Source organism: Luteimonas gilva (genome assembly GCF_005239095.1).
GTDB classification, from domain to species: domain Bacteria; phylum Pseudomonadota; class Gammaproteobacteria; order Xanthomonadales; family Xanthomonadaceae; genus Luteimonas_C; species Luteimonas_C gilva.
On sequence record NZ_SZUA01000003.1, the window covers coordinates 307,875 to 329,481 of the forward strand.

At 67.6% G+C, this 21,607-nt stretch carries 17 protein-coding genes; 8 read left to right on the forward strand and 9 right to left on the reverse strand.

Features of this window, described 5'->3' with window-relative positions; all coding sequences use genetic code 11:
• Positions 1 to 15: 15 nt before the first annotated feature.
• Complete coding sequence (locus FCE95_RS15130) at positions 16 to 1,359, forward strand: PQQ-dependent sugar dehydrogenase (RefSeq protein ID WP_137267880.1); 1,344 nt, start codon at positions 16 to 18, stop codon at positions 1,357 to 1,359.
• A gap of 4 nt (positions 1,360 to 1,363) precedes the next feature.
• Here FCE95_RS15130 and FCE95_RS15135 read toward each other — a convergent pair whose 3' ends face one another.
• The 9 genes from FCE95_RS15135 to FCE95_RS15175 all read right to left on the reverse strand — a co-directional run bounded on the left by FCE95_RS15135 (position 1,364) and on the right by FCE95_RS15175 (position 11,435).
• Complete coding sequence (locus FCE95_RS15135) at positions 1,364 to 2,731, reverse strand: leucyl aminopeptidase family protein (RefSeq protein ID WP_137267881.1); 1,368 nt, start codon at positions 2,729 to 2,731, stop codon at positions 1,364 to 1,366.
• A complete protein-coding gene (locus FCE95_RS15140; RefSeq protein ID WP_137267882.1) occupies positions 2,728 to 3,453 on the reverse strand; it encodes an HAD family hydrolase in 726 nt (241 codons plus the stop codon). The genes FCE95_RS15135 and FCE95_RS15140 overlap by 4 nt, the downstream gene beginning before the upstream one ends.
• Before the next feature lie 46 nt (positions 3,454 to 3,499).
• Positions 3,500 to 4,615, reverse strand: coding sequence for an AI-2E family transporter (locus FCE95_RS15145; RefSeq protein ID WP_137267883.1), 1,116 nt, complete (start codon positions 4,613 to 4,615; stop codon positions 3,500 to 3,502).
• 318 nt (positions 4,616 to 4,933) lie between these two features.
• Positions 4,934 to 5,395 (reverse strand): hypothetical protein, encoded by a 462-nt coding sequence (locus tag FCE95_RS15150; protein WP_137267884.1) that lies wholly within the window; start codon positions 5,393 to 5,395, stop codon positions 4,934 to 4,936.
• Positions 5,392 to 5,898 (reverse strand): phage holin family protein, encoded by a 507-nt coding sequence (locus FCE95_RS15155; protein ID WP_189644794.1) that lies wholly within the window; start codon positions 5,896 to 5,898, stop codon positions 5,392 to 5,394. The genes FCE95_RS15150 and FCE95_RS15155 overlap by 4 nt, the downstream gene beginning before the upstream one ends.
• Before the next feature lie 223 nt (positions 5,899 to 6,121).
• Positions 6,122 to 6,484 carry a hypothetical protein gene (locus FCE95_RS15160; RefSeq protein ID WP_137268230.1) on the reverse strand — a complete coding sequence of 121 codons (363 nt, stop codon included), beginning with the start codon at positions 6,482 to 6,484 and terminating at the stop codon, positions 6,122 to 6,124.
• A gap of 87 nt (positions 6,485 to 6,571) precedes the next feature.
• A complete protein-coding gene (locus FCE95_RS15165; RefSeq protein WP_137267885.1) occupies positions 6,572 to 8,008 on the reverse strand; it encodes a Do family serine endopeptidase in 1,437 nt (478 codons plus the stop codon).
• A 146-nt stretch (positions 8,009 to 8,154) separates the two neighbouring features.
• Entirely contained in the window at positions 8,155 to 10,869 is a 2,715-nt protein-coding gene (locus FCE95_RS15170; RefSeq protein WP_137267886.1) for a serine/threonine-protein kinase, read from the reverse strand.
• Positions 10,866 to 11,435 (reverse strand): ECF-type sigma factor, encoded by a 570-nt coding sequence (locus FCE95_RS15175; RefSeq protein WP_137267887.1) that lies wholly within the window; start codon positions 11,433 to 11,435, stop codon positions 10,866 to 10,868. The genes FCE95_RS15170 and FCE95_RS15175 overlap by 4 nt, the downstream gene beginning before the upstream one ends.
• A 303-nt stretch (positions 11,436 to 11,738) precedes the next feature.
• Here FCE95_RS15175 and FCE95_RS15180 point away from each other — a divergent pair, with 303 nt between their 5' ends.
• The 7 genes from FCE95_RS15180 to FCE95_RS15210 all read left to right on the forward strand — a co-directional run bounded on the left by FCE95_RS15180 (position 11,739) and on the right by FCE95_RS15210 (position 21,560).
• Positions 11,739 to 13,535, forward strand: coding sequence for a YadA-like family protein (locus FCE95_RS15180; protein WP_137267888.1), 1,797 nt, complete (start codon positions 11,739 to 11,741; stop codon positions 13,533 to 13,535).
• An 86-nt stretch (positions 13,536 to 13,621) separates the two neighbouring features.
• Complete coding sequence (locus FCE95_RS15185; RefSeq protein ID WP_137267889.1) at positions 13,622 to 15,337, forward strand: YadA-like family protein; 1,716 nt, start codon at positions 13,622 to 13,624, stop codon at positions 15,335 to 15,337.
• A gap of 584 nt (positions 15,338 to 15,921) precedes the next feature.
• Positions 15,922 to 18,075 (forward strand): adenosylcobalamin-dependent ribonucleoside-diphosphate reductase, encoded by a 2,154-nt coding sequence (locus FCE95_RS15190; protein ID WP_137267890.1) that lies wholly within the window; start codon positions 15,922 to 15,924, stop codon positions 18,073 to 18,075.
• 217 nt (positions 18,076 to 18,292) lie between these two features.
• Complete coding sequence (locus tag FCE95_RS17185) at positions 18,293 to 18,790, forward strand: histidine biosynthesis protein HisIE (protein ID WP_189644795.1); 498 nt, start codon at positions 18,293 to 18,295, stop codon at positions 18,788 to 18,790.
• Between the two features lie 134 nt (positions 18,791 to 18,924).
• Positions 18,925 to 19,722, forward strand: coding sequence for a TSCPD domain-containing protein (locus FCE95_RS15200; RefSeq protein ID WP_137267891.1), 798 nt, complete (start codon positions 18,925 to 18,927; stop codon positions 19,720 to 19,722).
• 17 nt (positions 19,723 to 19,739) lie between these two features.
• Positions 19,740 to 20,717: a DUF4238 domain-containing protein gene (locus FCE95_RS15205; RefSeq protein WP_189644796.1), complete on the forward strand. Its 978-nt coding sequence runs from the start codon at positions 19,740 to 19,742 to the stop codon at positions 20,715 to 20,717.
• A 243-nt stretch (positions 20,718 to 20,960) separates the two neighbouring features.
• A complete protein-coding gene (locus tag FCE95_RS15210) occupies positions 20,961 to 21,560 on the forward strand; it encodes an REP-associated tyrosine transposase (RefSeq protein ID WP_223266919.1) in 600 nt (199 codons plus the stop codon).
• The last annotated feature ends 47 nt before the right edge of the window (positions 21,561 to 21,607 follow it).

A 21,607-nucleotide genomic window follows, 5' to 3' on the forward strand; every position in this document is an offset into this window, starting at 1 on the left:
CGCGGAGGACGCGTCATGACACGCACTTCACATCGCCTGCTCACGGGCTGCGGATTGGCGCTGCTGACGTTGGCGACGCTGGACGCCTGCGCCCAACACGCGCAGCAGACCGATCCGGGCATCGCCGCCGGCAGCGGTCCGGACCCGGTGCTGCCGGAGCCGGAAAAGAAACGGCTGATCCCGACCGTCAACACCGCCAAGGCGATCGGCTGGTCCGAGAACGCGAAGCCGACGGCCGCCGAGGGATTGCGCGTCGAAGCCTTCGCGCGCGGCCTGTCGCACCCGCGCTGGCTGTACGTGCTGCCCAACGGCGACGTGCTCGTCGCGGAGAGCAACGCGCCGCCCAAGCCCGGCGACAACAAAGGCCTGAAGGGCAAGGTGATGAAGTCGCTGATGAAGAGCGCCGGCGCCGGCGTGCCCAGCGCGAACCGAATCACCCTGCTGCGCGATAGCGACGGCGACGGCGTCGCGGAACGACGCACGGTCTTCCTGCAGAACTTGAATTCGCCGTTCGGCATGGCCCTGGTCGACGATGCGTTGTACGTGGCCAATGCCGATGCGTTGGTGAAATTCCCGTATCGCGCGGGCGAAACCACGATCGCCGCATCGCCGACGAAAGTCGCGGACCTCCCGGGCGGACCGATCAACCATCATTGGACCAAGAACGTGATTGCGAGCGGCGACGGCGGCGAGCTCTACGTCACCGTCGGCTCCAACAGCAACGTCGGCGAGAACGGCATGGACGCGGAAGCCGACCGCGCCGCGATCTTGCGAGTGGATCCGAAAACCGGCGCGCGCCGCGTCTTCGCTTCCGGCTTGCGCAATCCGAACGGCCTGGCCTGGCAACCGCAGAGCGGCGCGTTGTGGACCGCGGTCAACGAACGCGACGAACTGGGCGACGATCTGGTGCCCGACTACATGACTTCGGTGCGCGACGGCGGTTTTTACGGCTGGCCCTACAGCTATTACGGCCAGCACGTCGATGCGCGCGCGCAACCGCCGCGGCCGGATCTCGTCGCCAAGGCGATCAAGCCCGATTACGCGCTCGGTTCGCACACCGCTTCGCTCGGTTTGGTTTTCTACACCGAAAAACTCTTCCCCGCGCGCTACGCGAACGGCGCCTTCGTCGGCCAGCACGGCTCGTGGAACCGGAAGACGCCGAGCGGCTACAAAGTCGTGTTCGTGCCGTTCGCGGACGGCAAGCCGAACGGTCCGATGGAAGACGTGCTCACCGGTTTCCTCGACGCGAAAGGCCGGGCGCAGGGGCGTCCAGTCGGCGTCGCCGTGGACAAGCAGGGCGCGTTGCTGGTGGCCGACGACGTCGGCGATACCGTGTGGCGGGTGACGCCGGCGCGCTGAGCGATCAGCCGTAGCGCGCTTTGAGCATCGCGAACGCGGCGCGCAGTCCTTGCGCCTCGCCGCCGGCCGGCTTGCCGGCGCGGTCGCTGTCGTTCCAGGCGTACACGTCCAGATGCGCCCATTTCTGCTGCGCGGGTACGAAGCGCTCCAAGTACAGCGCGGCGGTCACGCTGCCGGCCATGCGCGAGCCGCCGGCGTTGGCCAGGTCGGCGACGTGGCTGGTCAAGTAACGCCAATACGGGCGCCACAGCGGCATGCGCCAGAGCGGGTCGCGTGTTTGCATGCCCGCAGCCAGCCAATCGTTGGCCACGGCGTCGTCGTTCGCGTACAGCGCCGGCAGGTCCGGGCCGAGCGCGATCCGCGCCGCGCCGGTGAGCGTGGCGAAATCGATCAGCAATTCCGGCGATTGCTCGCCGGCGTAGGCCAGCGCATCGCCGAGGATGACGCGGCCTTCGGCGTCGGTGTTGTCGATTTCGACGCTGACGCCCGAGCGCGTCGCGATCACTTCGCCGGGGCGGAACGCGTCCGGACCGATCGCGTTCTCCACCGCCGGGATCAGCAACGTCAGCCGCACCGGCAGCGCGCGCGCCATGATCAGTTCGGCCAGCGCCAGCGCGTGCGCGGCGCCGCCCATATCCTTCTTCATATTGCGCATGCCGTCGGCCGGCTTGATGTCCAGGCCGCCGGTGTCGAAGCACACGCCCTTGCCGACTAGGGCCACATGCGGATGCGCTTCCTCGCCCCAACGCAAGGCGATCAAGCGCGGCGCGCGGTGCGAGGCGCGGCCGACGGCGTGGATGGCGGGAAAATTCTGGTTGAGCAGATCGTCGCCGACGATCGTTTCGATGCGCGCGCCGTGGCGTTGCGCGATCTCGCGCGCGGCGTCTTCCAACTGTTGCGGGCCCATGTCCTGGGTCGGCGTGTTGACCCAATCGCGCACGCGTACGCACGCGGCGAGCAGCGCCAGCGTTTCTTCGTCCGGCGTCAGCGCCAGCTGCGCGGGCGCGCGGGTCGGCGTCTTGTAGCGCGAGAAGCGGTAAGCGCCCAAACCCCAGCCCAATTGCAGTGCGCGCAAGGCGTCGTCCGGAATCTCGTGCGCCAGCTTCCATGCGCCGGGCGGCAGCGCGTAAGGCGCGTGCGCGTACGCGAAGGGATCCAATGGATCGCCGATGCCGAGCACGGCGCCGGCGATGCCGCGATCGCCGGGCAACAGCAGCAAGCTGCCGGAGGCGGCGTCGAAAGTCTGCGCGTCGGTCCATTGCCCGATCGCCGGCGTCTGCGCCTTGCGCCATTCGTCGAAGCCGGCGCGCTGCACGCAATACAGCGGCAGGGCATCGGCGGCGTCGGAAACGAAACCAGTCGGCAGGCTCATGCGGCGGCGGTGTCCGTAATGCGGCGGTGGGCGTGCGCGTCCAGCCAATCGGCCAGCGCGGCGAGGGTGTCGAAACGCAGATCGGGAACCGGATCGTCATACGGCCAGTCGCGGCCGTCGCGGTCGATCCAGCACGTCCGCAACCCGGCGCGCGCGGCGCCGATCACGTCCAGTTCGATGTCGTCGCCCACGTGCAGCACTTCGTCCGGCGGTGCGTCCAGGCTTTCGCAGGCGGCCAAAAAAATGCTGGCCGAAGGCTTGGGCATGCCGTGCGTGCTGGCGTTGAGGCTGCCGCGGAAATGTTCGGCCAAGCCGGTGCGCGCCAAGTCGGCGTTGCCGTTGCTCAGCGCCATCAACGGCACGTGCGCGGCCAAGCGCCGCAAGGCGTCGATCGCGTCGGGATAGCACTCGACCGCGTTGCGCGCGGCGAAGAACACTTCGAAGCCTTCCTCGGCCCGCGCCGGATCGTCGCCGGCTTCGCGCAGCGCGCGCTCGAGCGTGAGCAGGCGCATGCGGCTGAAATCGTGCGCCAGATGCGGATGCTCGGCATTGATCTGCGCGCGCAGGGCATGCATGGCCTCCGGGTGAAAACGGATCGCGGTGCGCGGACAGTGCGTTTCGAGCCACTCGTGCATCGCGCGCTCGGCCCGTTCGCCGAGCGGGGCGAAAGGCCACAGCGTGTCGTCGAGGTCGAGGGTGATGGCGCGGACGGGGAAGCTCACCCGGGCATTTTACGGGTTCTCGGCCGTTCCCGGCCCGCGAAGGGCCCTATTCCAACAACCGCGCCCAACCCTCGAAGCCCTCGACCCGCCCCAGCACGATCTTCACGCACACCAGCAGCGGCACCGCCAGCAACAGACCGACGATGCCCCACAGCCAGCCGAACAGCATCAGCGCCAGGATCAGCACCAGCGGCGACAAGGCCATGCGCCGGCCGAGCACGATGGGGGTGACGATCTGGCCTTCGACCGTGTGCAGCGCCAGATAGATCGCCGCCGGCGCCAGCGGCGACCATTCGTAGTCGGGCCATACGCCTTGGAAGGTGACGAAGCCCATCAGCAGCATCAGTCCCACGCCGATCAGCGGGCCCACGTACGGCGCGAAGTTCAGCAGCGCCGCCACCGTGCCCCACAGCAGCGCTTCCTGCAGCGCCAAGCCCATCGCGTACAGCGCGCCGGCGAACGCCAGGCCGAGCAAGGCGTTGATGATGCTGATCGTCAGCACGTAGCGCGACATCTCGCGCTCGATCGATTGCAGTATCTCCACCGTCAGCTTTTGCCGCTGCCGCGTCGGCAGCAGCGCGATCGCGCCGCGCTGCAGGTTTTCGCCGTAGGTCATGAAGAAGAAAGTGAGCAGCACCACCGCCAGCACCGAGGCCAGCATCTTCGGCGTGGCGGTGAGCGATTTCCACGGATCGGGATCCTGGATCGTCACCACCTGCACCTTGCGCGGCGCCGGTTCGCTGGCGGCGCGGGCGAAGGATTCGGCGGCCTTGTTGGCCTGCTGCATCGGCTGGGTCATCTGCCGCAGCTTCGGCGCCAGCACGCGCAGTTCCTTCGGGATCTGCTGCATCCATTCGCCGGCCGGACCGACCAGTTGCCGTCCCAGCATCGTCGCGCCGGCGAGGCCCAGCAGCAGCAAGAGCAGCGCGCCGACGAAGCGCGGAACGAAGATCCGGCGCAGGCCGCGCAGGATCGGATTGCCGATCAGGGCCAGGAACATCGCCAGCAGCACCGGCAGGATCAGGTCTTGCGCGGCCCACAAGGTGTAGCCGACCGCGAGCACGCTCAGCACGATCAGCGACACCGGCGCGCGCGGCCGCGGCGGCGATGGCGCCGGCTCGGTCGAGGCGGCAGACGGAACGGCGTCGGGCGGCAGGCTCATGGTCGGTACTCGGCGCGGGTGCGCACGATAAGGCCTTTTCGCGTGTGCGGGGCGTCACGGCGGCCGCCCGCGCGGCGAGTGCCGTTCATCTACCCGTCTGGACGCAGAACCCGCGCTGGTGTAGAGCGGCACTTGCTCCGCTGCTTTGGCGCTTTCGCTCTTGTGGGAGCGGCTTCAGCGGCGAGCTTTTTGGTTCAGATCGCCGCGGTTTGCGGGGAAAGGCTCGCGGCTGAAGCCGCTCCCACCAGAAAGCCGAGCACATGCGAAGCGGTGCTTCCCAAGCAATGCGCCTTCCCCGCAAGGGGAGAGGCAACAACGTCAGCGCTCCGAAAGTTCCGTTGCCGCTTCCGCCGGGCGCGGCGCGACCGGTTCGGGCGGCCACGCCATTTGTTCTTGCCGAACCGGAGGCGCCGGGGCGGCTGCCGCTTGCGGCGCCTGCGCGGCCTCCGCCGTTTGGTCCGCCTTGTCGGCCGCATGTTCGGCTTCGTCGGCCGCGGTGCTGGCCTGCACCGATGCGAACAAACCCGACAACGCAGTGATCGTCTGCAGCACCTTCGCGCCGCCGCCGCCGAACGCGCCGAGCTTGCCCAAGGCGCGCATCGGGTCGCTGCGGCCGACCACGAAGCCGCTGATCAAACCGGCCATCACGATCCGCAGCGGCGTCCAGCTTTCGCGCCAAGTCGTCGAAAAATCCTGCCAATGCTCGCGCGTCTTCAGCAGGCGGCCCTCGAGCACTTGCTCGCGCTTGGCGACGCGGCGTTTGAGCGCTTCGAACTTCATTCGCGCGCCCGCTCGGGCGGAGGCGTGGGCAAAGCCTCGTCGGTATCGTCGTCGTCGTCGCCGATGCCCAGCCGCGCCAATTGCCGGCGGGTCGCGTGCAGGCCGGTGTAGTCGAAGAATTGGCTCACGCGCCAGGCGGCGATGGCCGCGACCACGCCGGAAAGCAAAGCGCAAACCGCGATCGACGCCAGCCAAGACACGCCGAACGCCTGCAGCAGCGCGATCGCCGCCGCCATCAGCAACAGCCAGGCCGAAGCGCCGAACACGATCGCCACGCCCACCCACGCCAGCGCGCGCCCGAACGCGCTGCGCGCGAGCGCCAAATCGGCGATGAACAACTGGCGCAGCGCGCGTCCGCTGTCGACCGCGGCGCGGAAACCGGCTTTGCCGGCCGCGCCGACGCGGCGCACGCTTTCGTCCAGATGCGGCGGCGCCGCGTCGTCGCGACGCGCTTCGTCGTCGCGAGGGAGTCCGTCGCCGGGCGCGGGATTAGGGTCGCTCACGAGCAGAGCCTAGGTCCTATTTCGATGCATCGAAAGCCCCTCTCGCGCCGGCCGGGGCGCGAAGCGGGGTTGGGGCGAGGGTTCGGTATGCGGCTGGCGCTGAAATCTTGCTGCATGCGAAACGCGAGCGCGGACGCATTCTTGCGATCGTTTCTGCATCGCTCCGCCGAACCCTCATCCGCCCTTCGAGCACCTTCTCCCGAGGGGAGAAGGAAAGTCTGGGTCACTTGTCGCTCGAGCGCGCGATCTTCGCGATCAGCCAACCGGCGGCGAAGGCGATGCCGAACGCGGTGAGCGGACGCTCGCGGATCAGCTCCGACGCGCTGTCCAGCATGTCGCGGCTCTTGTCCATCAGCACGTCCATCTGCTCGCGCGCCGCGCCGCCCAATTGTTCGGCGGCGGCGATGCCGGCCAATGCGCTGTCGGCCAATTCCGATTTCACTTGCGCCTTGCCCAAGCGCAATTCGTCGCCGGCGACGCTGGAGGCGCTCTTGATCGCCTCGCCCGCGTGCGAGGCCGCCTGTTTGATGTGATCGCCGGCTTCGCCCAGATTGCTCTTGATCGCGTCGCTCGCGGTGGGGGACATGCTCATGCTGCGCTCCTTCGGGTAGATGCCGGAATCATGCGGGCCGGCCGGTGGCAGTCTTGTGAATCGGCCCCGGCCGCCGGCCGATCATCGCATCAGCAGCTGGCCCTGGGTGCGGCCGCGCACGATCTGCAGCACCAATTGCTCCGGCGGACGGTCGAAACTGGCGCGGAAGCTGGTCAGGTCGGTGAATTGGCCGCTGCTGGCCTGCAGGATCACGTCGTTGGCGCGCAGCCCGCTTTGCGCGGCGCGGCTGCCTTTGGCGACTTCGGTGACCAGCACGCCGTTCCAGCCTTGGCGGCGCAGCGATTCGGGCAATTCAGCGAAATTGGCGCCGGCCAGGCGCGCGTCCAGGCTCTGCCCGTCGCGACGGGTTTCGCTCAAGCCCGTGGTCAGTTTGAGCGGTTTGCCGTCGCGCCTCACATCCAGCGTCAGCTGGCTGTTGAGCGCCTGCAGGCCCTGGAAATTGCGCCAGGATTCGCTGTCGTCGATGCGCTGGCCGTTGGCCGCCAGGATCACGTCGCCGACCTGCAAGCCGGCCTTGGCCGCGGCCGAATTCGGATACACCCGCGTCACCGCCGCGCCGCGCGCTTCGTCCAAGCCCAGGCCTTGGGCCAGGCGGTCGGTGACGTCCTGCGTTTCCACGCCGACGATGCCGCGCCGCACGACGCCGTTGTTGGCCAGCAGCTGCTGCATGATGCTGTTGGCCAGGTTGGCCGGAATCGCGAAGCCCAGGCCGATGTTGCCGGCCATGCTGCCCTGCGGATTGAAGCTGGCGGTATTGATGCCGACCAACTCGCCTTTCAGGTTCACCAAGGCGCCGCCGGAATTGCCGGGATTGATCGACGCATCGGTCTGGATGAAGTTCTGGAAGCCCACGCCCGGCAGATTGCTGCGCCCGACCGCCGACACGATGCCGGAAGTGACGGTCTGGCCGACGCCGAACGGATTGCCCACCGCGACCACGAAATCGCCGACCCGCAACGCATTGCTGTCGGCCAGCGGCATCGCCTGCAGGCTCTGCGCCGGAATCTTCATCAGCGCCACGTCGGTGTCGGCGTCGGAGCCGACGAAATCGGCTTTCAGCGTGCGGCCGTCGGCCAGGGTCACCGAGACGTCGTCGGCGCCTTCGATCACATGGTGGTTGGTCAGCACGTAGCCGCGCTGCGCATCGACGATCACGCCCGAACCCAGCGACTCGCGCACGCGTTCCTGCGACAGCTCGGGGAACATGCGCCGGAACATCGGATCGTTACCGAACGGACTGACCCGCACCCTCTGCTTGCTGTGCACGCTGACCACCGACGGGGTGACCTTTTGCAGCATCGGCGCCAGCGAGGGCAGCGGCTGGCCGTCGACGGCGGTGGGCAGCGCGGCCATGGCGGGCACGCTGGCGATCGATGCCGGAGCCGGCGCGGGCGCGGCCTGGGCCGGGGTTTCCAGGCCGTCGCGCAAGGCGGTCGCGGCGAAGCCGCCGAATGCGGCGGCGGCGGTCAGGGCGAGCAGGGTCGGAAGCGGTCGCATGCGTGGATGAGTTTTGGGAACAAGGAAGGAATGGTGGCGGAACCGGAGCCTGTCAAGTTTCCGGCGGCCGGCGTGCGGAGTCTGGAAGAGTGCGTTTCAACGGTCGATGAAGGGGTTTAGACGGCCGGATGCGGAAATTCCCGCCCTCAGCCCGGCCCGAGGGCGGCGTCCAAGGCTTTCATCAGCGGATGCGCCGACAAATTCAGGGCTTGCAGCTTGCGCCGCGCTTCGCGCCAATCGGCCTGCGCCTGCGTCGGCCGCCCCAAGGCGGCGAAGGCGCGGCCGCGCCAGAGCAGGCGTTCGGACACGTGGGGGTCTTCGCCCTGCGGCAGCGCGATGGCAAGCGACCGGTCGAGTTGCGCGACGGCGCGCTCGGCATCCCCCGCCTGCAACGCGCACAAGCCGGCCAGGCCGTGCAGGCTGGCGGCGGCGCGGGGCAAGGGCCGGGGGCCGACGATTTCGAAGCCGCGCTTCAGATCGCTTTGCGCATCGCTCGAAGTGCGCAGGCAGCGCAGGCGGATGCGCTGTTCCAGCGCCAGCAGCAGCAATCCCGGCTCGGACGGCATGCGCTGCTCGAATCGGCCGAAACCGGCGAACGCTTCGCGCAGCAATGCGTCGGCGTCGTCGTAGCGGCCCATCGCGATCAGGATCTTGCTGCGCTCCACCTGGCCGCGGATCTTGGAGAAGTCGGACATTTCCGCGTCCGCCGCCGTCGTCCGCAATCCGTCGGCCGCGTCGCGCGCCTGCAGCGCTTCGGCGTAGCGGCCTTGCAGCGTGTACAGCTTTTCGAGCGCGGTCCAAGCGGTCAGCGCGTACACGTTCGGCTTGCCGCCCTGCCGTCCGTATCGTTCGGCCACTCGCTTCCAAGCGGTCTCGGCCTCGCCGTAGCGGCCGAGTTTTTCTAGCACGCGGGCACGCAGGATTTCCGCCATCGCCACGTCCAAATCGTCGCGGCCGAACGTGGCCGCGCCCAGCGCCGCGGCTTGTTCGGCGTAAGCCAGCGCCAGCGCCAGGTCCTGGCCTTCGCTATGCGCCAAGGTGAGTTCGTACAGCGCTTGGAATTTGTCTTCGGCCGGCGCGTCCGGATGGCGGCTCAGGATCGACCAGGCCCGGTCCGCATCGCGCAACGCGACCGGGCGGCCCTGCGTGCGGCGGTCGAACATGCGCCGGTCGGAATACAGATTGGCCAGCGCCAGCGAATCGGGCGCGAGGTGTTGCAGGCTCGCGGTGGCCGCGGCGAACAGCGGCGCGGCTTCGCGGTCGCGCCCGTCCATGCTCAAGCTGTGCGCGAGCTTGCCTTGCGCGATCGCGTAGGCGACCGGCTGCTGTCGGCGCTCGGCTTCGCGCAGGCGCAGCACGCGCGCGGCCAGGTCCACGCTGGCGCGGCCGCGCAAGGCGAAGGCGTCGCGCAATTCGGCGAGGAAATCGGCCTGGGTGCGCGGATCGTTCTTGAAACGCAGCGGCACTTGGCGGATGGCGTCTTCCAGCACTTCTTCGGTGCTCGGCAGCCGGTCGTGCGGACGGGCGCCGCCGCCGATGCTGAACAGATCGAACAGCAGGCGGCTGGTGGCGTTGGAACGCTTCAGCGCGGCCTCGCTGCGCCGCTGCGCTTGCAAGGCCAGCTGCGCTTGCTCGCGCGCTTCACGCGCCTGCCACAGCGCGACGCCGAGCGCGGCGCAGATGCCGAGCATCGCCACGCAACCGGCGGCGACGCTCCAGCGGTGGCGCGCGGCGAATTTGCGCAAGGCATAGCCGCGGCCGGCCCTGCGCGCGGCGACCGGCATGCCGTCGAGCCAGGCGCGCAGATCGGCCGCCAAAGCTTCGGCGGAGGCGTAGCGCCGCGCCGGATCCGGTTCCAAGCAACGGTGCACGATGGCGGCCATGTCGCCGCGCAAAGCCGCCGCCAGCTGGCGCGGCGTCAGGCCGCGCGCTTGCGCCTGCGCCGCACCGATGCGTTCGGCGACGCGCGCCAGGCTTTCGGCCTCGCGCGCGTCGCCGCGTTGCGGCGTGCGCCCGGCCAGCAGCGCGCAGGTCACTAGGCCTAGCGCGTACACATCGGTCGCGGTGGTGACGGCGTCGCCGCGCAATTGTTCGGGCGCGGCGAATTCCGGCGTCAGCGGCCGGTCGCGCGTCGCCGCGTCGGCATCGCTTTCCAGCAACTTGGCGATGCCGAAATCCAGCAGCTTGGCTTGGCCCTCGCCGGCCACCAGGATGTTGCCGGGCTTCAGATCGCGATGCACCGTCAGGTTCTGGTGCGCGTGCTGCACCGCGCCGCACACCTGCAGCAGCAGGCGCACGCGGGCGCGCAGGTCGAGCGCGCGTTCGTCGCACCAGCGGTCGATCGGCGCGCCTTCGATCAATTCCATCGCAAAATAGGGCGCGCCGAGGTCGGTCACGCCGCCGTCGAGCAAGGTGGCGATGTTCGGATGCCGCAGCCGCGCCAGGATCTGGCGTTCGCGCAGGAAACGGCGGCGCAGATCGGGATGGTCCAGGCCCAGCCGGATCAGCTTGATCGCCGCCTGCTGCTGGAAGCCGCCGTCGTCGCGTTCGCCGCGGTACACCGCGCCCATGCCGCCGCGTCCGACGATGCCGACGATGCGCCAGGGCCCGATGCGGCGGCCGAGCAGCGCATCGTCCTCGTGGTCGTCGTCCGGCAGCGCGGCGGCGAGCAGCGAAGCCGGATGACGGTCCAGCGCGGCATCGCCGATGCGGTCCATCGCCAGCATCGCGGCGAGTTCGGCGTGCAGCGCGGGATCCTGCGCGCGCAGGGCTTGCAGCCGGCGCGCGCAGTCGGCCGGTTCCAGTTCGACGAATTCGTCGAACAAGGCCAAGGCGCGTTGTTCCAGGCTCGGCGCGCTCATGCGTCCGCCGCGTCCTCGTGCGCCATGCGCCGCAGCAGGAACGCGCGCGCCTTGCGCCAGTCGCGGCGCACGGTGCGGTCGGTGACGCCGAGCATCCGCGCGATCTCCGGTTCGGTGAGCCCGCCGAAATAACGCCACTCGACCACTTGCGCCAAGCGCGGATCGGCTTCCGCCAAACGGCCGAGCGCTTCGTCCAGGGCGAGCAGGTCTTCCGCGCCGCGTTCGTCTTCGGCCAGGTTGTCGGTGAGGGTGACGCGCAGGTGATCGCCGCCGCGTTTTTCCGCCAGGCTGCGCCGCGCCTGGTCGATCACGATCATCCGCATCGCCCGCGACGCCAGCGCCAGGAAATGCTCGCGGTCGCGCGCGTCGACGTCCGCGTGGGCGAGCTTGAGCCAGGCTTCGCTGACCAGCGCCGTGGTGCACAGGGTGCGGTCGCGGCGCCGGCGCAATTGGCGGTGCGCCGCGCTGCGCAATTGTTCGTAGACGAGCGCGTAGGCGCGGTCGCCCGCCGCCGCGTCGCCGGCGCGCGCGCGGTTGAGCAGCACCGTCACCGACTCGACTTCCATCCCCGGCCTCCGCGCCGTCGCGCCGACGAAAGCCTCGCGCATGCGCCTCGGCCTGACAAGCGAGCGCGTGTCCGCATCGCGCGCCCGAGCCCGAGGAACGCCTGCGGGGCCGTTCGCGCGGTCCGGCGCCGTCGTGGGCTTCCACGCCCGCAGAGGCCGTCCCGGAGGTCACCGGGCGGCGTCGCGGCGGCGTCGGGCCGCTTTTTCGGCCGAGCGGGGCATGTCCGGATTCGCCGCCGCTCTGCGAGGCCCGCTGTCGAGGCCGCCGATCCGTGCGGCCGCCTTGGCATTCGGGAGTAGACGATGAAGCGATCCATCCAGCATGCGCTGCTATGCGCGACGATCCTGGCGCTGCTGTCGGCCGGCGCGGCCGCCGGCGAAGTCTGCGACAGCGCTCAAGCCGGCGAATCCGGCACGGCTTCCACCGCTGCGGGCAACAACGCCTACGCCTGCGGCAACGGCAACCAGGCCAGCGGCGACAACAGCACCGCCATCGGCAATCTCAACGACGCGTTGGGCAATGTCAGCGTCGCGGTGGGTTACAACAATTTCGTCGTCGGCACCACTGGACAGGCTTTCGGCATCGGCAATGCGGCGGGCGGTTCGCGCGGCGCCGCGTTCGGGGTCGAAAACAGCGCGTCCGGCGATCGCAGCAGCGCCTTCGGCAACGGCAACACCGCGAGCGGCGATTTCAGCTCGGCGCTCGGCAGCAACAACCGGGCGATGGGGATGTCCAGCGTCGCGGTGGGCAGCGGGGCGCGCGCGTTCGCCGACGGCGGCCTCGCCGTGGGCGGTTGGATCGACCGCAACGGCAACGGCATCCGCGACCTGGATCTGGACATCGACGGCGACGGTTTCACGGATGCCAGTTCCGAAACCGCGACCGCCGCCGGCACCGGCGCGGCGGCCGTCGGCGTCGGCGTCGTCGCCATCGGCGAATCCAGCAGCGCTTTCGGCGTGGACAACCGCAGCGACGGCGTGCGCAGCAGCGCCTTCGGCTACCTCAACCAGACCGACGGCATCTTCGCCAGCGCATTGGGCGCGTTCAACCGCGCGGTCGGCGCGCAGAGCAACGCCATCGGCACGCTCAACCGCGCCGACGGCGCGCTGGCCAATGCGATCGGCCAGAACAATCGGGCGCGCGGCTACGGCAGCAGCGCGATGGGCACCAACAACCAGGCGTTCGGCCTCTTCTCCAGCGCGTTCGGTTTCGGCAGCACCGCCGCCGGCGACCGCAGCGCCGCGTTCGGCTTCGGCGGCGTCGCCACCGGCGATCACAGCCTGGCGCTGGGCGCGTGGTACGACCGCAACGGCAACGGATCGGTCGATCCGGACATCGACACCGACAACGACGGCCTGTTCGACGCCAGCAGCGAGTCCGCCTACGCCAGCGGCCTGCGCGCGACCGCCTTGGGCGCCGGCGCGCGGGCGGCCGGCATCGACGGTCTCGCGCTGGGCAGCGATAGCGCGGCCTGGGCCGATGGCAGCGTGGCGATCGGCGCGGGCGCGGTGGCCGACCGCGCGAACAGCGTCGCTTTCGGCAGCGCCGGCGGCGAACGCCAGCTCACCCACGTCGCCGCCGGCACCCAGCTCACCGATGCGGTGAACCTGGCGCAATTGCGCGACACGCTGGCGACGGCGAACGCCTACACCGATACCGCCGTCGCCACCGGCGGCACTGCCGCCAACGCTTATACCGACAACCGCGAAGCCGCGATCCGCGGCGACATGGCAGCCGGCGACGCGGCCACGCTGTCGTCCGCCAACGCCTATACCGATACGCGGATCGCGCAAATTTCCGGATTCGCCGGCGAACTCGGCACGTTGCGCGCGCGCGTCGAGGAACGCTTCGCCAAGCAGGACAAGCGGATCAACCGCAACGGCGCCATGTCCGCCGCGATGACGCAGATGGCGGTCAACACCGCCGGCAGCACCGGCGCGCGCGGGCGCATCGCGATCGGCGTGGGCGGACAGGACGGCGAGGCCGCGGTGTCGATCGGCTACGGCCGCCGCGTCGGCGCGCGCGGCTCGTTCTCGCTCGGCGCGGCTTTCGGCGGCGACGAGCGATCCGCGGGCATGGGATTCGGCGTCGAGCTGTAGCGATGTCCGGATTCGCCGCCGGCTTGCGAGGCCCGCTGTCGAGGCCGCCGCTGCGGGCGGCCATTACGGGGAATTCGGAGTACGCCATGAAACCATCCATCCAGCGCGCGCTGCTCGGCGCGACGATCTCGATGCTGCTGTCGGCCGGCGCGATCGCCGGCGAAGTCTGCGACAACGCCAACGCCGGCGAAGCGGGCACCGGCTCCACCGCGTCCGGCGCCGGCGCCTTCGCCTGCGGCGACAACAACGAAGCCAGCGGCGACGACAGCGCCGTTTTCGGCGTGGACAACCGGGCGCTGGGGCCGCTGTCGATCGCGATCGGCCACACCAACACCAGCGGCGGCGCGAACAGCGTCGCGGTCGGATACGCCAACTCGAGCCCCGGCGAATTCGGCTCGGCGATCGGCGTCATCAACATCGCCAGCGGATACGGGAGCAGCGCTTTCGGCGCCAGCAACCGCGCCAGCGCCACGCGCAGCAGCGCCTTCGGCTACGCCAACATCGCCAGCGGCGAAGGTTCGGCGGCCTTCGGCACGCAGACGCGCGCCCTCGGCTTCGCCAGCCTCGCCTTCGGCGGCCGCCATTTCTACGGCGTCGGCCAGAACGATCCCGACGCGATGGCCATCGGCGACTATTCGACCGCCGTCGGCTTGGCCGCGCACGCCGTCGGCCATCGCAGCCTCGCCTTCGGCTTGCGCACGGCTTCGACGGGCGCCGGCAGCATCGCCCTGGGCACGTGGTGGGATCGCGACGGCGATGGCCTGATCGCCCTAGACGTCGATGCGGTGAGCGGCGGAACGCCGGACTCGAGCACCGAAACCGCCATCGCCAGCGGCACCGCCGCCGTCGCCATCGGCGCCGGCGTGGCTGCGACCGCCGACCACGCCAGCGCTTTCGGCGTCGACGCGCAAGCCAGCGCCGCCGGGAGCACCGCGCTCGGCTTCGGCGCGCGCGCCGATCGCGAAAACACCGTGTCGATCGGCGCCGCCGGCAACGAGCATCAACTGGTGAACCTGCTCGCCGGCACCCAGGACACCGATGCGGTGAACGTCGGCCAGCTGCATCCTTTCGCCGCGGCGCTCGGCGGCGGCGCCAGCTTCGCCGGCGGCACGTTCGTCGCGCCCAGCTATTCGATCCAAGGCAACAACTACAACAGCGTCGGCGCCGCGTTCGCCGCGGTGGACGGCAAGCTCACCGCGTTGACCGGACAGGGCGGCATTCCCGGTCCGGCCGGTCCGCAAGGCCCCACCGGTCCGCAGGGGCCTGCCGGACCGCAGGGCCCGGCCGGCGGCGGCGGCGGTGGCGATCCGCTCGGCGTGGCGTACGCGGATGCGGGCAAGGGCAGCGTCATGCTGGGAGGCGCCGGCGGCACGCGCGTGTCCAACGTCGCCGCCGGCAGCGCCGCGACCGATGCGGTCAACAAAGGCCAGATGGACGCGCGCGACGCGCAGACGTTGTCTTCGGCGAACGCCTACACCGACGCGCAGATCGCCCAGGTCACCCAGTTCGCCGGCAAGATCGGCAGCTTCCGCAGCGAGGTCAATCAGCGCTTCGTCCACCAGGATCAGCGCATCAGCCGGATCGGCGCGATGAGCACCGCGATGGCGCAGATGACCGCCAACGCCGCCGGCATCCACAAGCGCAACCGTTTGGCGATCGGCACCGGCGTGCAGGCCGGCCATGCCGCGCTGGCGGTGGGCTATCAGCGCGCCATCGGCGATAGCGCCAGCTTCACCCTGGGCGGCGCCTTCAGCGGCGGCGGCGAGGACTCGGTCGGCATGGGCATGGGCATCGGCTGGTAGCGCCGGAGCCTTCTCGCGTTGCGATGGCCCACCACCCGGGCCGTCGGGCACGCCGCGCGGCCCAGCCGCGCGGCGTTTTTCATGGCTTCTTGTGGGAGCGGCTTCAGCCGCGAGCTCTTACATCCACGGCCCGGGGGTTCTCTCAGGCGCCTAAAGCTCGCGGCTGAAGCCGCTCCCACAAAGAGCCGCCATCCGGTGGCCGGTCCGGCCCCCGAATCACGTGTCCCGACCGCTCAGCAAAAACCTTGACCAGGATCATAAAAGCCGTTGACACCGGCCCCGGCCAGGGGTAGCTTGAGTTCCCGCGCCGCCACTATATCTAGGGGTGAGTGGGGCGGGTTAGACCCAAGCAGTGGTGATTTTCTCACCAAAGGCAGGGTCCAGGTCATCAGCCTCGGGGGGAGGGTGAATGATGCGGGCAGGCGGTGCCGGCAAGGCAAATCAAGGCTTTCGAGCGGGCGTGTAACCCACGGCCGCAGCTTCGCCGTCGGCGGACCCCGGCTTAACGGGCCCCGGCGTAAACCATAAGAACAACAACAGGCCGGGTACCCGAACCGGGCCAAGAATCAGGAGATGAAACAGGCATGAGCACAGTGCGTCTTGAGGCGGTCCAGTCCGGCAGCGACGAACGCGAAATCCCCCTGCAGCCGGCTTCCCAGGACATCTGGGACAAGAAATACCGGCTCAAGACCAAGCAGGGCGTGGCGGTGGACGCCGACATCGACGGCACCTACCAGCGCGTCGCCCGCGCCCTGGCCGATGCCGAGCCCAGCGCCGAAAAGCGCAAGTACTGGGGCGAGCGTTTCCTGTGGGCGCTGCGCCGCGGCGCCATCCCCGCCGGCCGCATCACCAGCAACGCCGGCGCGCTGGAGCACAAGCCCGCCACCTCCACGATCAACTGCACCGTGTCGGGCACCATCGAGGATTCGATGGACGGCATCCTGGAAAAAGTCCACGAAGCCGGCCTCACCCTGAAAGCCGGCTGCGGCATCGGCTACGAATTCTCCACGCTGCGCCCGCGCGGCGCCTACGTGTCGGGCGCGGGCGCGTACACGTCCGGCCCGATGTCCTTCATGGATATCTACGACAAGATGTGCTTCACCGTGTCCTCCGCCGGCGGCCGCCGCGGCGCGCAGATGGGCACCTTCGACGTGTCGCACCCCGACGTGCGCGATTTCATCCGCGCCAAGCGCGAAGACGGCCGCCTGCGCCAGTTCAACCTGTCGCTGCTGATCACCGACGGCTTCATGGAAGCGGTGAAGCAGGACGGCGACTGGCCGCTGGTGTTCCCGGTGAACCACAAGGAAGCCGTCGACGTCGACGTGAACGACGCCGAACAAGTCATCTGGCGCGAATGGCCCACCGCCGGCAACTATGTCACCCGCGACGACGGCCTGGTCGCCTGCCGCATCTACGGCCACCTGAAGGCGCGGCACCTGTGGGACATGATCATGGTCTCGACGTACGACTACGCCGAGCCGGGCTTCATCCTGATCGACAAGGTCAACGAGATGAACAACAACTGGTGGTGCGAGAACATCCGCGCCACCAACCCCTGCGGCGAACAGCCGCTGCCGCCCTACGGCGCCTGCCTGCTGGGCTCGGTCAACCTGACCAAGTTCGTGCGCAACCCCTTCACCGACCAGGCGCAGTTCGACTGGGAGGAATACAAGGAAGTGGTGCGCGTGTTCACCCGCATGCTGGACAACGTGGTCGAAGTGAACGGCTTGCCGCTGCAGCAGCAGCGCGACGAGATCCTGCGCAAGCGCCGCCACGGCATGGGCTTCCTGGGCCTGGGCAGCACCGTGACCATGCTGAAGATGAAGTACGGCTCCAAGGAGTCGTGCGAATTCACCGAGCGCATCTCGCGCGAGATGGCCGTGGCCGGCTGGGAAATGGGCCTGGCGCTGAGCCAGGAGAAGGGCCCGGCGCCGATCATGGAAGAGCGCTTCACGGTCACCGCCGCGATGCTGCGCCAGCGTCCGGAGATGGCCGCCGACGGTTGGAAGGTCGGCCAGGAAATCCCCGGCAAGGTGCTGCACGCCAAGTACTCGCGTTACATGCAGCAGGTGGCCAAGGTCGCGCCGGAGCTGGTCGAACAGCTGGCCGAAAGCGGCTCCCGCTTCACCCACCACAGCTCGATCGCGCCCACCGGCACCATCAGCCTGTCGCTGGCCAACAACGCCAGCAACGGCATCGAGCCGTCCTTCGCCCACCACTACAGCCGCAACGTGATCCGCGAAGGCAAGAAGACCAAGGAAAAGGTCGACGTCTACAGCTACGAGCTGCTGGCCTACCGCGAACTGGTCAACGCCAAGGCGATGCCGTTCAGCGAAGAAGCCGAGGCCAAGCTGCCCGACTACTTCATCTCCGCCGACGACATCACCCCCAAGGAACACGTCGACGTCCAGGCCGCCGCTCAGAAGTGGGTGGACAGCTCCATCTCCAAGACCGCCAACGTCCCCACCGACTACCCGTACGAAGACTTCAAGGACATCTACCTCTACGCCCACGAGCAGGGCCTGAAGGGCTGCACCACGTTCCGCTTCAACCCGGCCGCCTTCCAGGGCGTGCTGGTGAAGGAAGCGGACCTGGAGAACACCACCTACCGCTTCGAGCTGGAAGACGGCAGCGTCCTGGAAGTGAAGGGCAACGAGCAGATCGAATACGACGGCGAAATGCACACCGCCGCCAACCTGTTCGACGCCCTGAAAGAAGGCTATTACGGCAAGTTCTGAAGCATCGATTTAGCTCTCTCCCGCCTGCGGGAGAGGGTTGGGTGAGGGCCCGGCTCTTAATTCGCTTTTCACCGAACCCGTCCCGCTACTCGCCCTCATCCCAGCCTTCTCCCGCAAGCGGGAGAAGGGGCTCCGAATCCACTTGCACCCGCATCAGATCGCGCTACATTCCGCAAACGGGCATCAGCCCGTCATTAGATAAGACGAGGACACCCCGATGAGCAATGGAAACGGAGTCACGGCGACGATCTCCAACGCCGCAGGCGCGGTCGCCGACAAAGCCTCCGAAGTGGGCACCGCCGTCGCCAAAAAGGCGAAGGGCGCGGTCGCTTCGGCGAAGAAAACCGCCAAGAAAGCCAGCAAGGCCGTCAGCAAGCGCGTGGCCACCGCCAAGAAGGCGGTGAGCAAGCGCGTGACCAAGGCGAAGAAGTCGTTGGCCTCGGCCAGCGCCGCCGCCAAGGCCGAAGTCGCCGCGCTGAAGAAGAAGGGCACCGGCAAGAAGAAGGCCGCCAAGAAATCCACTAAGAAAGCCGCCACCAAGAAAGCCGCGACCAAGAAGGCAGCGAAGAAGACCGTCCGCAAGGCCGCCAAGAAAACCGCCGCCAAGCGTCCGCCGAAGAAAGCCGCCGCCAAGAAGGCCGCCGCGCGCAAGTCGACCAAAAAGACCGCCGCGCGTCGCCCGCCCCGCAAGGCAGCCGCCAAGAAGTCCGCTTAAGCGCACCAAAGAAAGCCCTCTCCCGCTTGCGGGAGAGGGTTGGGTGAGGGCCTAGGCGCGCAGCGCCAGTAGCTTTAAATCCCCCTGAAAACCCACACATAAACCTATAAGAAACACGTCTCAGGAACACGCAAATGGCCGTCAAGATCGAAAAGAAAATCAAGGGCTACGCCGTCGTCACCCCGGAAGACAAGGCCAAGGAAGCCGCCCAGGCCGCCGCGGTCTCGCGCGCCGAGCTGGAAGCCGACCTGCCCACGGCCGACGTGATCCAGATGCACGAGCGCATCGAGCGCCCCGAAGTGCTGATCGGCAGCACCTACAAGATCAAATCCCCGCTGGTGGAGCACGCCATGTACGTGACCATCAACGACATCGTGCTCAACGCCGGCACCGAGCACGAACTGCGCCGCCCGTTCGAGATCTTCGTCAACAGCAAGTCGATGGAACACTTCCAGTGGATCGTCGCCTTGACCCGCATCATGTCCGCCGTGTTCCGCAAAGGCGGCGACGTCACCTTCCTGGTCGACGAGATGAAGGCCGTGTTCGACCCCAAGGGCGGCTACTTCAAGGCCGGCGGCGTGTACATGCCGTCGCTGGTGGCCGAACTGGGCGCCATCGTCGAGGACCACCTGAAGTCCATCGGCATGATCCACGACCCCGAAATGAGCCCCGCCCAACGCGCCCTGATCGCCGAGAAGCGCCGCGCGTACGAAGAACGCTCAAAAAAAAACAATGAAATAAGCGACACCCTGGGCGGCGCGATGATCGTCGACGCCCCCGAACGCGAAAGCAACGAAGACATCGCAGTGACCGGCGAAGGCGCGTCCTTCCCGCCGTCGGCGACGCTTTGCCATAAGTGCAGCGCGAAGGCGCTGGTGATTATGGATGGGTGTGCGACTTGTTTGAACTGTGGTTATTCGAAGTGCGGTTAGTTCTGTAGCAGATAGCTGTGACTGCAAAACGGCATCACTATGTGCCGGAAGCGTATCTTCGTGCGTTCACGGATGGTGACGGCCGGTTGACAGTCTTTCGCAAAGATGCGCCTTCAACTCCTTTCCGCACCTCTCCTTCAGATGTGGCGCTCGAGCAATATTACTATGCGTTCACGCGTAGTGATGAGGTTCGTGATACCGACTCCTTCGAGCAGATTTTTAGCGACATTGAGAGCGGTTGGCCGGAAATAATTAATCGGCTAAAGAGCGGTGACGTTAGTGATGAGGTGACTCATGATCTGTTGCAGTTCGCATGCCTTCAACGCGCTAGGGTCCCTGCTGTCAGGGATGCTTATGAAATTATGCGGGCGGACTCTGTAGGCCACATCGCGCGACTACTTCAGCGAATGGGGAAATTGCCGGACGCGCCTCCGGACTCCAAGGACATCTTGGACAGAGTTGAAATTTCAATCGATCCTGAGTCCTCGCTTGAGGCCATTGCACTCACATTGGATGGCATGGTTGAACGAGTATTGCCGACGCTTGGATTTCGAATAATTCATAATCGTACGCGCATATCTTTTGTCACAAGCGACAATCCGGTTATGTGGTTCATACCGTACAAGAATGAAAACGAAATAAAGCCATATGAGATGATCCCAGGCGCTCCTATGGAATTTCTGTTTCCTCTGACGCCAAGATTAATTCTATTGGGTACTAAGCAGCATTCAACAGAATTCAGAGAGCAAGGTCTGTTACATGGAACGTTGACTAATCTCGAGACGGTAAAGCGCGCGAATCGATTAATAGCAAAGTTCGCATACAACGCCGTCTTCTCAGAAGATGAGTCGCCTTCGGCATTGGTCAAAAAATACGCGGATGTTTCACCTGTTGCGCATTCCACATCTTTTCCGCGTCCAGATGGGGACATGATAATGGTCCATATGGAGTTCTCGTCGCGAAGGACCAAGGCGAAATGGCACCAGCCAGCGTAGCCCGCACAAATCTTTCGCACCCGATCAACCCCCGCGTCTCGCATTGCGGCGGGCTAAAGCCCGCCCTACGCATGAGCGGGGACTGTAGGGCGGGCTTCAGCCCGCGTAGCCCGGGCAAACCTTCCTCACCCCGGATCAATCCCGCGCCTCGCATTACGGCGGGCTAAAGCCCGCCCTACGCATGAGCGGGGAATGTAGGGCGGGCTTTAGCCCGCCGTTTACCGGTCGGGGTGGCGAAATCCCATGCGCTGCGCGGTGTTCTCCGATGCCGGGATCCCGTGCCGTACGCCAACCTGCGGCATGCCTCGTTATCGTCGCGTTTGGGTGCCGGGCGGCACCTATTTCTTCACCGTGAACCTGCTCGAACGCAGGCGCCGGCTATTGGTCGAACGGATCGACGCGTTACGCGCCGCGTTCATCGATGCGCGTGGCGCGCAACCATTCGAATTGCTGGCCATCGTGGTTCTGCCGGATCATTTGCATTGCGTATGGCGATTGCCCGAAGGCGACGCCGACAACGCCGGCAGATGGCAACGCATCAAGGCCGGATTCGTACGCCGCCTTCCACGGGACGAATACGTCTCGACGATCCGACGGGCCAGGCGCGAACGGGGCGTCTGGCAGAGGCGATACTGGGAACATCTGATCCAAGACGACGAGGATCTGCGCCGGCATATCGATTATGTTCACTTCAATCCGGTGAAGCATCGCTGGGCGGCGCGTGCGGTGGATTGGCCGCATTCGTCCGTGCATCGATATGTGGCGAGAGGCGATTTGACGGCCGATTGGGGCGGCGAGTGCGGTGTGGAGGCGGATCGGTGCGCGCGGGAGGCGGCGGGCTGAAGCCCGCCCTACGCGTTCTATGTGCACTTCAATCCGGTCAAGCATGG